The sequence below is a fragment of the Nonomuraea sp. NPDC004354 genome (genome assembly GCF_053602555.1).
Map to the genome: position 1 here is coordinate 849,826 of NZ_JBSGDV010000002.1, position 12,838 is coordinate 862,663.

The window sequence follows — 12,838 nt, forward strand, 5'->3', positions numbered from 1 at the left end:
AACAATGACGAAACGCTCCGTCATGCGGCGCCGCAGGTGTGCATCTGCACAACCGGGGGTCAGGGGGCGCGATGGCGCGCGCAGTGCAGGGCGAACAGCACGGTCGCCGCGTCGACCGGGCTGGTCGGCTGGTAGCCGGTCAGCTCGGCGAACCGGTTCAGCCGGTTCAGCACGGTGTTGCGATGGCAGTACAGCTCGCGTGTGGTCGCCGCGATCGAGCCCGACCGGCAGTACGTGGTCACCGTCTCCAGCAGCCGGTCACGCTCGTACGGCGGCAGCGGGTCCAGGCCGGACAGCACCGACTCGGCCAGCAGCCCGGCGATCGGGCCCAGCCGGGCCGCCGCGACCGGCATCCACGCGTCGCCCAGCGCGACGGCGCCGGTCGCCCCGCCGTCCATCGTGGCGGCGATCGCCTCGGCCACCCGCACCATGTCCGGCACGCCGGACAGCCCGGCCGCCACCGGCGCGAGCGCGCACGGCACGTCGTGCAGCCATCGGGACGGCACCGCGCGAGCCGCGCGCGGCAGCTCGGCGATCAGGACGAGGAAGCCGTTGTGGTCCTGCAGGTGGGTGACGCCGGCGGTGAGCCGCGACGCCACGGCGCCGCGCAGGTCCTGCTGGAATTCCTGCGGCGCCACCGCGACCGCGAACCCCGACGTCGCGCGGACCTGGAGCAGGGTCGCCACCTGTGCCACGAGCTGCGGATCGCGGCCGTCGGACGACAGCAGCCTGCCGACGAGCGCGGTGCGCTCGCGCTCCTGGCGGCGGGCGAGTACGGCGACCTCGTCGAGGTAGGCGGCGTGCACGTTCACGGTGTGGAACTCCACGGCGTTCCAGACCCGTACGGCCGAGCGGGTCAGCTCGGGCAGGTCCGCTGGTGAGATGCGCTCCAGGAAAGCGGTCCACAGCACCCGGAAGTCCATGCGCACCGCCTGCAACAGCCGCTCGAGCGGCACGCCCTGGTGGGCGCGGTGGCGGCCGAGCCGGGCCGGCACCTCGCGCAGGTCGTCGCTCACCGGAAGGCCGCCGATCAGCCGCAGCAACAGCTCGAAACAGGCGCGGGCGGTGTCCCGCAGTTCCTCGGCCGAGACCGTCCCCTCGTAGCCGTCGAGCGTGGCGACGTTCGGGATGTAGCGGCTGACCAGCTCGTCCACGTCGTCCAGGCAGTCGCGGACGAGCGCGCGCAGCTCCTCGGAGGCCGGTGCGCCGGTGTCGTCCCGCCCGTCGACGTTCGGGGGGTTGTGCATGCGCCCATTATCAGCACCGCCATATGGCGTTTTGTCCTAATTTGTCATGCAATGCGGCAAACATCAGGCGGGGTGCCGGGATTCGGACCGGAGGTGAGCTTTGTTGTAGCCGACCGGAAACTAGAATTCCCGAGATCATCGGTGTCGCTCCCCGGAGCGCCGCAGAAAGGTGGCTGACGTGACGCCCCGGTTCGGTATCCAGCTCGCGCCCGACGCCGCGAGCATCAACGCCATCCGTGACCTGGCCCGGCTCGCCGACCAGGAAGGACTCGACCTGCTCGGCGTCCAGGACCACCCGTACGCCGCCGCGCACGCCGACGCCTTCGCGCTGATGGCCACCGTCCTGGCCGAGACCGAGCGGCTGCGGGTCTTCCCCGACGTGGCCAGCCTGCCCCTGCGCGGTCCCGCGATGCTCGGCAAGACCGCCGCGACCCTCGACCTGCTGAGCGGCGGCCGGTTCGAACTCGGGCTGGGTTCGGGCGCCTTCTGGCCCGCGATCACCGCCATGGGCGGGCCGTCCCGTACCTCTCCCGAGGCGTTGCGGGCCCTGGAGGAGAGCATCGAGATCATCCGCGCCATGTGGCGGCCGGGCGAGAACGTGCGGGTGAAGGGCGAGTACTACACCGTCGACGGCGTGCACGCGGGCCCCGCCCCCGCGCACCAGGTCGGCATCTGGGTGGGCAGCGTCGGGCCGCGCGCCCACGCCCTGACCGGACGGCTGGCCGACGGCTGGGCCGCGCCGATCCCGCACTACCTGCCCTACGAGAAGTGGCGCCCCTCCCAGGACCTCATCGACAACGCCGCCCGCGACGCCGGGCGCGACCCGGCGTCGATCACGCGGATGGCGCAGTTGGTCGGCGACATCACCGAGACCCGGGGCGCCGCCGTACGGCTGGAGGGCGAGACCCCGATCCGCGCCACCGCGAAGGAATGGGCACAGGTGCTCGCCGACCTGGCCACCGAGACCGGTTTCGACACCTTCGTCTACTGGCCGGAGAACCCCGACGCCACCCAGCTCCTGCGGTGGGCTCGGGAGGTCGTCCCCGCCACGCGCGCTCTGCTCGCCTGAAACGCGTCCCTTCGGCACTCCGCCGCGTCCCGGGCAGCAGGACGATCACGTCGGCCGTCAGCTCGGGACCAGCCGCCCGGCCTCCGCCGCGTCGATCACGTCGGCGACCATCCTGAGGTAGTCCACGAGGATGTCGTGCCATTGGAGGTAGGCGGCGAAGTCGTGCGCGTGGCTCAGGAAGCGCACCGTCGCGCTCCTGCCCACGGCGGCCAGGTCCAGGGGGGCGGCGTACCCGTCCAGCACGCGGCGGATGAGGGCGTCGTGGTCCAGCGCGCCGTTGCCGAACCGGTCGGTCAGCTCGCGGAACTCCACCAGTTCCCCGACGAGCCAGCCGACGTCGGACTCCGGCGCGCCGGCGCTCAGGTTCTCCCCTGTCAGCAGGGCGCCGTCGTGGTCCGGCGTCAGCGGCAGGAGAACGCCGAGGCTGGGGGCGCCGTGCAGCAGCGCGCGCGGCCGTTCCGGCGCGCACCACCCCGCGACCGTGGCGGTCCGGGTCGGGCCGAGGATCTCGGCCGCGTGCCGGCGCAGCTCCGGCGCGGCGCGGGGCCCTTCCCCGTTCCGCAACCAGGACAGCAAACGCCGCGGGCCCTCAGGGGGCCGCAGGTCGGCCGGTGGCAGGGGTGTCGCGTGCAGCCGGGCGAGGGTCGCGCCGGTCTCCGCGAGGGTGTCGGCGGCGATCCGCGCCACGTCCGGGTGTCCCTTGCGGAAGACACCCGCGAGGGTGGTGGCCTGATCGGTCCGGTAGGCCATCCCGGCGCCGTCGCCGCGCACGGGGAGAGTGAGTCTGACCCGTCCTGGCGGCACCCCCCGGACGGCCGCCAGCACGGCGGGATCGGGCATCCGCATCGCGTCACGCCGATCGGGTCCTGGCCGCCGGGTCCACACGTAGCCGTCCTCGCCGTTCCTGACGATCGTGGTGCGAAGGAAGCCCGAGCCGAAGGACTCGACCGTCTCGCTCATGAACCCTTCTCCTCGCGTAGCCGTTCCACCTGCTCGATCAGGGTGGAGAGCGGGGCGGCGCCCAGGCCGTCCCGGTTCCTGGTGTGGGTGCTCAGCGTCGGGACGGGGTCGGCGACCACGACGTTGGGCCGGGCCTCGAGCGCCGCGAGGTTCTGCCGGTAGGCGTACGAGCCGGTGGCGCCGGGCGGCAGGGCCGGCGCGATCCCGATCAGCGCGGAGGTGCACTGGAGCGCCAGCAGCACGGGCGTGTCGCCGAGGCCGTTGGCGAACCGGCTCAGGAAGTGGTAGGTCGCCGGGTGGACCAGCACGGTGTCCGGCCAGGTCGCGTACTCCACGTGCGGCGAGCCCGGCTCCGCGGTGTCCGGCCAGACGTCGAGCGGCACCTCCTTGCCGGTGATGGCGGCGACCGCCTGCCGGGTCACGAAGCGCTCCGCGCTTCGGGTCAGCACCACCCGGACGTCCAACTGCTGGTAGCCGTGCCTCAGCCAGTTCAGCCAGTACGGCAGGAAGGCGGCGCCGAGCGACCCGGTGGCGAGCACGAGCAGGCGTTCGGCGCGGAAGGGCGGCACGCTACTCATCGGCGTCCACCATCGCGCCGAGGATCTGATCGGCGTCGGCCAGCGCGGCCTGGTACCCCTCGGTCCGCATGACGCCCGCCGGGTTGAGCACGATCTCGTCGACGCCCGCCTCGCGGTAGTCCCGCAGGCGCTCGGCGACCTCCTCCGGCGTGCCGTACACGTAGACCCCCGACTCCACCAGGGCCGCGGCGCCGGCGTCCGGGTCGGCGGGGTCGGCGGGCACCCCGGCCCGCCTCAGCATGTCGGTGTAGTGGGGGGCCCGCAGGTGGGGCCCCGCGCCCGCCAGCGCGAGCCTGCGCGGGTCGCGGCCGGCGTCGGCCAGCGCCACGTGCACGACGGCCGCGACGCGGGGCACCGAGCCGCGCCCCGCCGCGCCCTCCGACAGGGCGGGGATCAGCGTGTCCCGCACGTAGGCGGGCGGCGTCATCCAGGTGATGGCGACGTCCGCGACGGCGCCGGCCTTGCGCGCCATGCCGGGGCGCAGCACGCCCAGACCCACCTCGACGGGCGCGTGCTTCATCGGGGGAAGCGCCCCGCCGGCCACGCACGCCTCGCAGGCGTGCCGGGAGACCCCGCCGTCGAGGACGCCGCGCATCGCCTCGGCGTACCCGGCCGCGGCCGTCGCGGGCCTCTCGTACGGCGCGCCGCGCAGCGCCTTGACCAGCTCGGGGGTGGCGGCGCCGTACCCGGCGACCACCGGCCGGCCGGTGAGCACCGCGAGGCTGCGCGCCTGCGCCGCCGCCTCCATCGGGTGGCGCAACGGCATCAGCGTCACGCTCAGCCCGGACGCCACCTTGATCCCCCGGCCCGCCAGGTAGGCGATCGTCTGGTGGGACTCGGCCATCACGGACTGTCCCATCCAGAGCCGGCTCGCCAGGCCGCCGGCCACCAGCTCCCCGAAGGGCACGACCACGTCGGGATGCGCGGGCTGGAACGGGAACAGCAGCGCGGGAGCCATGAAACCTCCTCGGTGAATGTCACTCCCGATCCGAGGCGGTGTCGCGGGCCCACGACACCGCCACGGCGATCACGTCAGCAACCACCGTCGAGGGTCAGCGTGCACAAACTGGTGATGATGATGTCTATGTAGTCGCCACCATCCGAGGCCTTCGCGACCTCGGACAGCGAGGTGTAGGCGTCGGCACCCCTCATGAGGGTCTCGATCGACATGTCGTTCACCTCCTTTCCTGGATCGCGTGGGATCCGGGCCCGGGTTCGGGCCCGGAGGTCTCGAAGGGGAGCACCGGCGAGCCGAGGTTGCGGTGGACCGCGCCGGGCACGACCCCCGCGTCCCGCAGCGCCTCGATCACCGCGTGCTCCCGGTCGCCGCCCCGCTCGGCGTGGGCCAGCAGCCCGGCGGCGACGGCGTGGGAGCGGTGCTCGCCGAAGCTCAGCCCGCGCATCCCCGGCCGGGGATCGCGCGGCTCCCATGCCCAGCCGACGCCGGGGCCGAGCTCGGCGACGTAGACGGACAGGTCGCGGCGCAGCCCTCCGGCCGCGGCCGCGGCCCGCGCGACGTCCGGTACGGCATGCCACGAACGCCGCCCCAGGTAGACGACGATGCTGTCGCGGCGCGGGTAGTGGGCCCGGGCGGAGAGCACCTTGGCCCGGTAGGGCAGCCGGAGCTCCTCCAGCCGGGCGAGCATCGCGCCCCACAGCCCGGGTGCCGCGTCGGGCGAGTCGGCTCCGGCGTACACCCGCACGCACACGCCCTCCTCCATGCCGTGCCCCAGCGATCCGTTGACCAGCAGGAAGCCGGGCGACAGCGCCGGCATGACGGCCGGCAGGGTGACCCAGCGCGACAGCCCGCCGTCGGCCGAGGCGTCGAACCGCGCCTCCGGGACCAGCACGCGCACGCCGTTCAGGCGGACCACCCCGGGTGATCCGGGCTCCACGGGGGCCAGGACGCGGGTGCCGCTGTGCGGGACCATCGCGCGGAGCGCGTGCTCGAAGCCGGGGTCGCGGGACAGCCGGCGCGGCCGGCCCTCCCTGGGCGCGCCTCCGGTGTGGAAGGCCTCGTACAGCGCGTCGGCCAGGGCCGCGCGCAGCGCCTTGGGGCTGCCGGCGGTGATCTCGCGGTCGTCCACGGTGGCCGAGGTCAGGTCCGCGCCGACGCGCACCCGGTCGAGTGCCCGCATCATCGCCCGCCTCCCAGGCCCAGGGTGGTGACGAACCCGGCGGGGTCGAGCAGGAGCCCGCGCCCGACCCCGGCCGCAGCGCGCTCCAGCGGCGACAGCCGTCCGCGCTGGTGGCCGGCGGCGATGACGCGGTCGATCAGGTGCCAGCCGGCGAAGCCCGCCGCCCTGGCCGCCAGCTCGTGGTCGGCCCGCGCCTCCGGCCTGGCCTGGAGGTAGCCCGACCAGAAGGACTCGACGGACGGCCGCAGCGCCTCGAAGCGGCGGGCGCCGTTGGCGACGACCTCGCGGTCGCTCACGAAGTCGTCACTGCCGGCCATGCCGAGCACGCCCCGGTAGAGCCACTCGCCGGCGAAGGCGCCCACGTCGCGCGCGGCGTCGGCCAGCCTGGTCTCCTCCCAGTCGGTCAGGTGAAGGGTGCCGTCGTGGTGGAGGAACTGGTCGAGCCGGATGTCGCAGTGCATCAGGACGCGGGGGGCGCGCTTCTCCCACCGGGACAGCTCGTTGATCGCGTCGACGACCGCGGGGTCGTTGTGCAGGATCGCCCACGCCTCCAGCTCCGCCCCGCTCGCGGCCGCGTAGACGCTCAGCGGGAGCGCCGACAGGCGGCCGAGCGGCGGCAGCGGCGGCTCCGAGGTGTCCTCGGCCACCGCCGGCGGGGCCTGGAGGGTGTGGAGCGTTCCGATCTGGACGCCGGCCGCGCGGGCGAGCTCCCAGGTGAAGGCGTCCTCGGCGGCGAGGTCGGCTCCGCTGCGGGCGTCCTCCAGCAGGGTGAAGGCCATCAGGCCGGACGCGGCGTCGCCGCCCAGGAGCCTGGGCGCGTTGATCGCCGCATGCCCGTCGAGCAGCGTGCTCATCGCGCTGGACCGCGTCACCTTCCGGCGGACCAGGTCCGCCTGGCCGAGGGTCTTCTTCACGAAGACCGGGACACCGGCGTCGGTCACGCCCGCCCAGCTGTCGTTGCGGCCGAGGAACGCGGTGACCGCGTCCTGCCGCAGCGTTCCCAGACCGAGCCTCCGGAGGAACGCCGTGACCTCGGGCACCTGGTCGAGCGGCACCGGCGGCCGCGTCGGCCGCTCACGTACCGCCATCGCGGGCTCCCGGGACAGGGGCCGAGGGCGCAACCCGTACGCGTTTCCTGTGCATGGTTCCGTCTCCCCGTCATCGGAAGGGACGTCTGCGATCAACCCGACGGAACATGACCTCATCACGGTCTCCTGACGGCCATCAAGGCATCGAGATGGCGACTTCATGCCGTGCTGGGAGCGACCGCGGTCGCGGGTGGCTGGGACGAAGGCAGGCGTTCGACGGGGGTTTTCGCAGGTCACGTCGGATGAAGCGGTCGAGAGGCGCGCGAGCCCGTTGTGCCGGGGCACAAGCGTGTTCGGCACCGGTTGACGCCCTTCGGTGATGCTTGCATACTTTAGTTATAGCTTCTAACTAGCGAAAGGAGCTGTCGCCATGGTGCTTTCGGCGCCGGGCGGCGGCCCCCACCTCCTGGCGGCGACCGTCGCCCGCTGAAAGGACGCACCTGGTGAACACGCCCTACCTGACCGGTCACTACGCCCCCCACGTCGACGAGATCACCGCCCGTGACCTGGTGGTCGAGGGCAGCCTGCCGGTCGAGCTGAACGGCCGGCTGGTCCGCAACAGCCACAACCCCAAGCCCGGCGTGACCCCGACCCACTGGTGGAAGGGCAGCGGCATGGTCCACGGCATCCGGCTGCGCGACGGCAGGGCGGAGTGGTATCGCAACCGCTGGGTGCGGACCCCCGCCCTGGACGGCGCGCCGTACATGACCGAGAGCGGCCCGGACCTGACCGCCAGCACGGCCGGCACGCACGTGATCGAGCACGCGGGCAAGCTGCTGGCGCTGTGCGAGGCGAACTACCCGTTCGAGCTGACCGCCGAGCTGGAGACCGTCGGCGCCTACGACTTCGCCGGCAAGCTGACCACGGTGATGACCGCGCACCCCAAGAGCGACCCGGTCACCGGTGAGCTGCACTTCTTCGGCTCCTCGCCGTTCCCGCCCTACCTGACCTACCACGTGGCCTCGGCGGCGGGCGAGATCGTGCTCAGCGAGGAGGTGCCGGGGGCGACGGCCTCCCTCAAGCACGACTTCGCCATCACCGAGCACTTCGTGGTGTTCGTCGAGGGGTCGGTGACCTTCGACCACACCGAGACCTCCGGCATCCCGTACGCGTGGAGCGACGCCCAGGCCACGCGCATCGGCGTGATGCCGCGTGGCAAGGGTGGAGCCGCGAAGGTGCGGTGGTTCGACGTCGAGCCGGGCAACCTGCTGCACACCGCCAACGCCTACGAGGACGCCCAGGGGCGGATCGTGGTCGAGGGCCCGGCGATGGACCGCGCGGGTTTCGAGCAGTCATGGAAGTGGTGGGCGGGCCTGCCCGGACGTGGCGTCGTGCCGAACTCGCGGTCGCTGACCCGGCGGTGGACCGTGGACCTGCGTGCCGGCACGGTCGCCGAGGAGGTCGTCGACGACCTGGTGGTGGAGTTCCCGACGATCAACGACGACCTGCTCGGCCGCGAGCACCGCTACCACTACGCCGTCTCCTTCCCTGACGAGCGCGGTGTGGGCGGCTACGGGGTGGTCAAGTACGACCGGGCCACCGGTGGCCGCCAGATCCTGCCGGTCGGCGACGGGCGCCTGCCCAGCGAGGCGGTCTTCGTGCCCGCCCAGGGCGCGACCCGCGAGGACGACGGCTACCTGCTGGCCGTCGTCAGTGACCTGCACGCCGACGCCTCCCAGCTGCTGGTGCTGGACGCCACCGACCTGAGCGGGGCGCCGGTGGCGACCGTGCACCTGCCCCGCCGGGTCGTGGCGGGCATCCACGGCTCCTGGATCGCCGACAACTGACACCCCGCCATCACCGACAGCGAAGGATCCCCCATGGACATCGACCTCCAGGCCCCCGTCATCGTTGAGCACCAGACCCTCGTGCGCGCCCCGCTCGACCACGTCTGGCGGCTGCACACCGACATCGACGCCTGGCCCACCTGGAACACCGGCATCGACACCGCGGCCCTGCGACAGGAACTCGCGGTCGGCGCGGTCTTCGACTGGGAGACCCACGGCCTGGGCATCAGCTCCACCGTCGCCGAACTCGTCCCGCGGCGCCGCATCGTCTGGGGCGGCCCGGCCCACGGCATCGACGGGGTCCACGTCTGGACGTTCGAGCCGGTGGACGGCGGGGTGCTGGTGCGCACCCGCGAGTCCTGGGCGGGCGCCCCCGTCGAGGCCGACCCCGAGGGCATGCGCGCGGCGCTCGACGCCTCGATCCGTGCCTGGCTGGCCGACCTCAAGAGGACGGCGGAGCTGGGCACCGACCTCAAGAGGACGGCGGAGCTGGGCACCGACCTCAAGAGGACGGCGGAGCTGGGCACCGACGAGCCGCGACTGTGACCGGCCGTCACCGCCAGGAGGCCGGGTAGCGGTGGCCCGGCAGGATCCGGCCGAGCACCACGCCGCCCGCGATCACGACGGCGCTGGCCGTGACCACCGGGCTCAGCAGGAACAGCGGCGCGGGGGCGGTGAGGCCGACGAGCGCCGCGGTGGCGCCGGCCGGCGGGTGCGGAGCGCGCAGCAGCATCATCGGCGCCGTGGACAGCGCCGCCGCGACCGCGGCCGTCCACACCGACGGGCCGGCCAGCGCGGTGAGCGCGAGCGCGACGACCGTCGCGCTGACGTGCCCGAGCACGATGCTGCGCGGCTGCGCGAACGGCGCGCTCGGCGCCAGCGCCACGATCCCGGCGGTGGCCGCGAACGGCAGCGCGAACAGCGCCAGCCCGGTGAAGCTGGTGACGGCGGCCAGCAGCAGTAACCCGGCCAGGGCGGCCAAGGTCGCCGTCAGCACGCTCTTCAGCTGGACCCCGTTCATAGCGAGGTTCGCAGCGAGCGGAGGAAGTCGCGGATCAGGGCGGCGCTCTGCTCCAGTTCGGTCGTGAGCGGGAAGTGGCCGGCGTCCAGCAGGTGGATGCGCGCCTGCTTGAGATCGCGGGCGAAGGCGCGCGCGCCGTCAGGACCGAAGATCTCGTCGTTGCGTCCCCAGACGGCCAGCAGCGGCGGCTGGTGGGTGCGCAGGTAGTCCTGCCATTCCTGGTAGCGGGGCGGGTTGGTGCCGTAGTCCAGGAACAGGGCGAGCTGGATCTCCTGGTTGCCGGGCCGGTCGAGGAGCGCCTGGTCGAAGGCCTCCTTGTCGGGGTTGACCAGCGAGGTGTCGGGCACGCCGTGGGTGTACTGCCAGTGCGTGGCGTCCCGGGTGAGCAGGCCGCGCAGGGCGTCGCCGTTCTCCTTGGACGGCTCGGCCCAGTAGGCCCTGATCGGCTCCCAGAAGGGGGTCAGGCCCTCCTCGTAGGCGTTGCCGTTCTGGGTGACGATGCCGGTGATCCGCTCGGGGTGGCGCACCGCGAGACGGAAGCCCACGGGGGCGCCGTAGTCGTGCACGTAGACGGCGTAGCGGGTCACGCCGATCGAGTCGAGCAGCCGGTCGACCACGTCGGCGAGGTGGTCGAAGGTGTACTCCCAGTCCTGCGCGGAGGGCGCCGAGCTGTGCCCGTAGCCGGGGTAGTCGGGCGCGATCAGATGGAACTCGTCGGCCAGCTCGGCGATCAGCTCCTGGTAGGCGATCGACGAGGTCGGGAAGCCGTGCAACAGGACAAGCGTGGGCGCCGAGGGGTCCCCGGCCTCACGGTAGAAGACGTCAAGCCCGTCGATCACCGCGGTGCGGTACGAGATCGTCATCATTAACTCCCTAAACGAGGTTTGATGGTTAAGTGATAGCATGGCTGACGTTAACCGGTCAACTCATCTTGAGGGGTTAGTTTTGAGGATCCGGCCGCTCCGCGACGAGCCCCTGGGGCTGGACCTGGTCGACACCGTCTGGGTGGAGAACGGGGCGCTCGTCGACCAGTTCGACACGCCCGAAGGGGTGCTGGCCTGGCTGGCCGACCACGACCTGCCCGGCGGCGACGACCTCGAGCGGGTCCGCGACCGCCTGACACAGGCCAGGGCCGCCATGCGCGACCAGCTCGAAGGGCGCGGCTCCGCGCCGCTCAACGCCGTGCTCTCCCACGGCGGCCGGCGGCCCCAGATCGGCGACGGCGGGCCGTACGAGAAGCTGGTGCTTGACGACCCGTCCTGGCACTCCGCGTGGACGGCGGCCGCCGACCTGGTGCGCGAGCTGGGCGAGCGCCCCGAACGGGTACGGCCCTGCGGCAACCCGCGGTGCGTGCTGTGGTTCCTCGACGTGAGCAAGAACCGCAGCCGTCGCTGGTGCCGGATGGACGTGTGCGGCAACCGGGCCAAGGTCGGCCGCTACAACCAGCGCCAGCGGGCTTCCGGACAGGCCTGACGCGAACATCAGGGGGCCGGTGTCACTAAGGTGTGCCGCATGTCGCTCCTGATCGATGTCCGGCGCAGCGCCGGGCCTGACTCCTTATCGCAGACGCCTGCGCCCGAGCCCGCCGCCGGGGCCCGCGGCGCCCGCCAGGAAGGCGTCACGCCCCGATGAGCGTGCTGCGCCTCCACGCGGAGGGCCCCAGGGTCGCCCCCTTCGAGCTCTTCTTCGACCTGGTCTTCGTCTTCGCCGTCACCCAGCTGTCCCACCTCCTGCTCGAACACCCGACAGCCGGGGGCGCGCTGCAGACGCTGTTCCTGATGCTGGCCGTGTGGTGGGCGTGGATGTACACCGCGTGGACCACCAACTTCTGCGACCCCAACCACCCGGTGATCAGACTCACGCTGGCCGGGCTCATGCTGGCCAGCCTGGTCATGGCGGCCGCGGTGCCCGAGGCGTTCGGCGACCGGGCGATCTGGTTCGCGTGCGCCTACGTGGCGATCCAGATCGGCCGTACCATCGTGGTCGCGCTGCTCACCCGCGGACACGCGCTGCAACGGGTGTTCCTGGGGGTCGGGTTCTGGTTCGCCCTCTCCGCGCTGTTCTGGATCGCGGGCGCGATCCTCGGCGGCACCGCGCAGGCGGCGCTCTGGGTGGTCGCGCTGCTGATCGACTATGGCGCGCCGGCGGCCGGCTTCCGCACCCCCGGGCTCGGACGTTCCACCACCACCGAGTGGACGATCGACGGCGGGCACATGGCGGAGCGCTGCCAGCTGTTCGTCATCATCGCGCTCGGCGAGTCGATCCTGGTCACCGGCACCACGCTGGCCGACGCCAGGACCGACGCGCTGACGTTCGTCGCCTTCGCCGTCTGCCTGCTCGGCAGCATCGCCATGTGGTGGGTGTACTTCGACCTCACCGCCGACCTCGCCGCGGAACGCATCGAGAGCTCCGACGACCCCGGACGCCTCGGACGCTCCGCCTACACCTACATGCACATCCCGATGGTGGCCGGCATCATCGTCTCGGCGGTCGGCGACGAACTGGTGATCGCGCACCCCGGCGGGCACTCCAGCCCCTGGACCGTGCTGATGGCGCTCGGCGGGCCCGTGCTCTACCTGGCCGGGCACACGATGTTCAAGCGGGCCGTGTTCGGCGCCCTGTCGACCGGCCGGATCGTCGCGATCGGCGTGCTGTGCGCGATGGTCGTCGTGGGGCTGCTGGTGCCCGCCGTCCCGCCGCTCGCGCTGACCGTCGCCGGGCTGCTGGTGCTGGCGGGCGTCGCCGTCTGGGACACGCGCGTCTTCCGCCGCTCACAGGCGGAGCCGGTGACCTGACCCCGTCTCCTCGCCGCCGCCCCGGCCGGGTGCGGCGGCGAGGGCTCTCGGGCGCCCCGCTTCCCCGTGCACGGCGTGCGTCTTCGGCGCGGTCGCGTCGACGAACGGGCGAGCACGGCGGCAGAGGACATGTGGGGCGGATGCGGTCTATGCGG

General features: G+C 72.9%; 14 protein-coding genes. 5 read left to right on the plus strand and 9 right to left on the minus strand.

What is annotated here, in order from left to right; all coding sequences use genetic code 11:
• Positions 1-59: 59 nt before the first annotated feature.
• On the minus strand, positions 60-1,247 hold the full coding sequence (locus tag ACWENQ_RS09890; RefSeq protein WP_452413634.1) for a PucR family transcriptional regulator: 1,188 nt from the start codon (positions 1,245-1,247) through the stop codon (positions 60-62).
• Between the two features lie 178 nt (positions 1,248-1,425).
• Here ACWENQ_RS09890 and ACWENQ_RS09895 point away from each other — a divergent pair, with 178 nt between their 5' ends.
• A complete protein-coding gene (locus tag ACWENQ_RS09895) occupies positions 1,426-2,316 on the plus strand; it encodes an LLM class flavin-dependent oxidoreductase (RefSeq protein WP_452413635.1) in 891 nt (296 codons plus the stop codon).
• A gap of 57 nt (positions 2,317-2,373) precedes the next feature.
• On the opposite strand, the gene ACWENQ_RS09900 is transcribed toward ACWENQ_RS09895, so the two are convergent.
• From ACWENQ_RS09900 to lxmK, 6 genes are all read right to left on the minus strand, one after another.
• Positions 2,374-3,276, minus strand: coding sequence for a hypothetical protein (locus ACWENQ_RS09900; RefSeq protein ID WP_452413637.1), 903 nt, complete (start codon positions 3,274-3,276; stop codon positions 2,374-2,376).
• Positions 3,273-3,854, minus strand: a complete 582-nt coding sequence (locus tag ACWENQ_RS09905) for a flavoprotein (RefSeq protein ID WP_452413638.1) — start codon at positions 3,852-3,854, stop codon at positions 3,273-3,275. Before ACWENQ_RS09905 ends, ACWENQ_RS09900 begins: the two co-directional genes overlap by 4 nt.
• Positions 3,847-4,812 (minus strand): LLM class flavin-dependent oxidoreductase, encoded by a 966-nt coding sequence (locus ACWENQ_RS09910; RefSeq protein WP_452413640.1) that lies wholly within the window; start codon positions 4,810-4,812, stop codon positions 3,847-3,849. The genes ACWENQ_RS09905 and ACWENQ_RS09910 overlap by 8 nt, the downstream gene beginning before the upstream one ends.
• Before the next feature lie 74 nt (positions 4,813-4,886).
• Positions 4,887-5,024 (minus strand): hypothetical protein, encoded by a 138-nt coding sequence (locus ACWENQ_RS09915; protein WP_449921775.1) that lies wholly within the window; start codon positions 5,022-5,024, stop codon positions 4,887-4,889.
• A gap of 5 nt (positions 5,025-5,029) precedes the next feature.
• Entirely contained in the window at positions 5,030-5,995 is a 966-nt protein-coding gene (locus ACWENQ_RS09920; RefSeq protein ID WP_452413641.1) for a T3SS effector HopA1 family protein, read from the minus strand.
• A complete protein-coding gene (gene lxmK / locus ACWENQ_RS09925) occupies positions 5,992-7,080 on the minus strand; it encodes a class V lanthionine synthetase subunit LxmK (RefSeq protein ID WP_452413643.1) in 1,089 nt (362 codons plus the stop codon). The genes ACWENQ_RS09920 and lxmK overlap by 4 nt, the downstream gene beginning before the upstream one ends.
• Before the next feature lie 443 nt (positions 7,081-7,523).
• Between lxmK and ACWENQ_RS09930 the strand changes: the two genes are divergently transcribed.
• Together ACWENQ_RS09930 and ACWENQ_RS09935 are read left to right on the plus strand one after the other, a co-directional pair.
• On the plus strand, positions 7,524-8,867 hold the full coding sequence (locus ACWENQ_RS09930; RefSeq protein WP_452413645.1) for a carotenoid oxygenase family protein: 1,344 nt from the start codon (positions 7,524-7,526) through the stop codon (positions 8,865-8,867).
• Between the two features lie 33 nt (positions 8,868-8,900).
• A complete protein-coding gene (locus ACWENQ_RS09935) occupies positions 8,901-9,413 on the plus strand; it encodes an SRPBCC family protein (protein WP_452413647.1) in 513 nt (170 codons plus the stop codon).
• Positions 9,414-9,420: 7 nt separating this feature from the next.
• Here the strand turns inward: ACWENQ_RS09935 and ACWENQ_RS09940 are convergent, their stop codons facing one another.
• Complete coding sequence (locus ACWENQ_RS09940) at positions 9,421-9,888, minus strand: HPP family protein (RefSeq protein ID WP_452413649.1); 468 nt, start codon at positions 9,886-9,888, stop codon at positions 9,421-9,423.
• The gene (locus tag ACWENQ_RS09945; RefSeq protein WP_452413651.1) at positions 9,885-10,751 is read right to left on the minus strand and encodes an alpha/beta fold hydrolase; all 867 of its coding nucleotides are present in this window, start codon (positions 10,749-10,751) and stop codon (positions 9,885-9,887) included. The genes ACWENQ_RS09940 and ACWENQ_RS09945 overlap by 4 nt, the downstream gene beginning before the upstream one ends.
• 82 nt (positions 10,752-10,833) lie before the next feature.
• Between ACWENQ_RS09945 and ACWENQ_RS09950 the strand changes: the two genes are divergently transcribed.
• Positions 10,834-11,361, plus strand: a complete 528-nt coding sequence (locus ACWENQ_RS09950; RefSeq protein WP_452413653.1) for a CGNR zinc finger domain-containing protein — start codon at positions 10,834-10,836, stop codon at positions 11,359-11,361.
• 155 nt (positions 11,362-11,516) lie between these two features.
• On the plus strand, positions 11,517-12,683 hold the full coding sequence (locus tag ACWENQ_RS09955; RefSeq protein ID WP_452413654.1) for a low temperature requirement protein A: 1,167 nt from the start codon (positions 11,517-11,519) through the stop codon (positions 12,681-12,683).
• Positions 12,684-12,838 lie beyond the last annotated feature (155 nt).

What these genes read in the sequence shown, in the direction of transcription:
- ACWENQ_RS09890 (WP_452413634.1), bottom strand. Translation starts at nt 1,247, where the DNA reads ATGCACAACCCCCCGAACGTCGACGGGCGGGACGACACCGGCGCACCG.
- ACWENQ_RS09900 (WP_452413637.1), bottom strand. Translation starts at nt 3,276, where the DNA reads ATGAGCGAGACGGTCGAGTCCTTCGGCTCGGGCTTCCTTCGCACCACG.
- ACWENQ_RS09905 (WP_452413638.1), bottom strand. Translation starts at nt 3,854, where the DNA reads ATGAGTAGCGTGCCGCCCTTCCGCGCCGAACGCCTGCTCGTGCTCGCC.
- ACWENQ_RS09910 (WP_452413640.1), bottom strand. Translation starts at nt 4,812, where the DNA reads ATGGCTCCCGCGCTGCTGTTCCCGTTCCAGCCCGCGCATCCCGACGTG.
- ACWENQ_RS09915 (WP_449921775.1), bottom strand. Translation starts at nt 5,024, where the DNA reads ATGTCGATCGAGACCCTCATGAGGGGTGCCGACGCCTACACCTCGCTG.
- ACWENQ_RS09920 (WP_452413641.1), bottom strand. Translation starts at nt 5,995, where the DNA reads ATGATGCGGGCACTCGACCGGGTGCGCGTCGGCGCGGACCTGACCTCG.
- lxmK (WP_452413643.1), bottom strand. Translation starts at nt 7,080, where the DNA reads ATGGCGGTACGTGAGCGGCCGACGCGGCCGCCGGTGCCGCTCGACCAG.
- ACWENQ_RS09935 (WP_452413647.1), top strand. Translation starts at nt 8,901, where the DNA reads ATGGACATCGACCTCCAGGCCCCCGTCATCGTTGAGCACCAGACCCTC.
- ACWENQ_RS09940 (WP_452413649.1), bottom strand. Translation starts at nt 9,888, where the DNA reads ATGAACGGGGTCCAGCTGAAGAGCGTGCTGACGGCGACCTTGGCCGCC.
- ACWENQ_RS09945 (WP_452413651.1), bottom strand. Translation starts at nt 10,751, where the DNA reads ATGACGATCTCGTACCGCACCGCGGTGATCGACGGGCTTGACGTCTTC.
- ACWENQ_RS09955 (WP_452413654.1), top strand. Translation starts at nt 11,517, where the DNA reads ATGAGCGTGCTGCGCCTCCACGCGGAGGGCCCCAGGGTCGCCCCCTTC.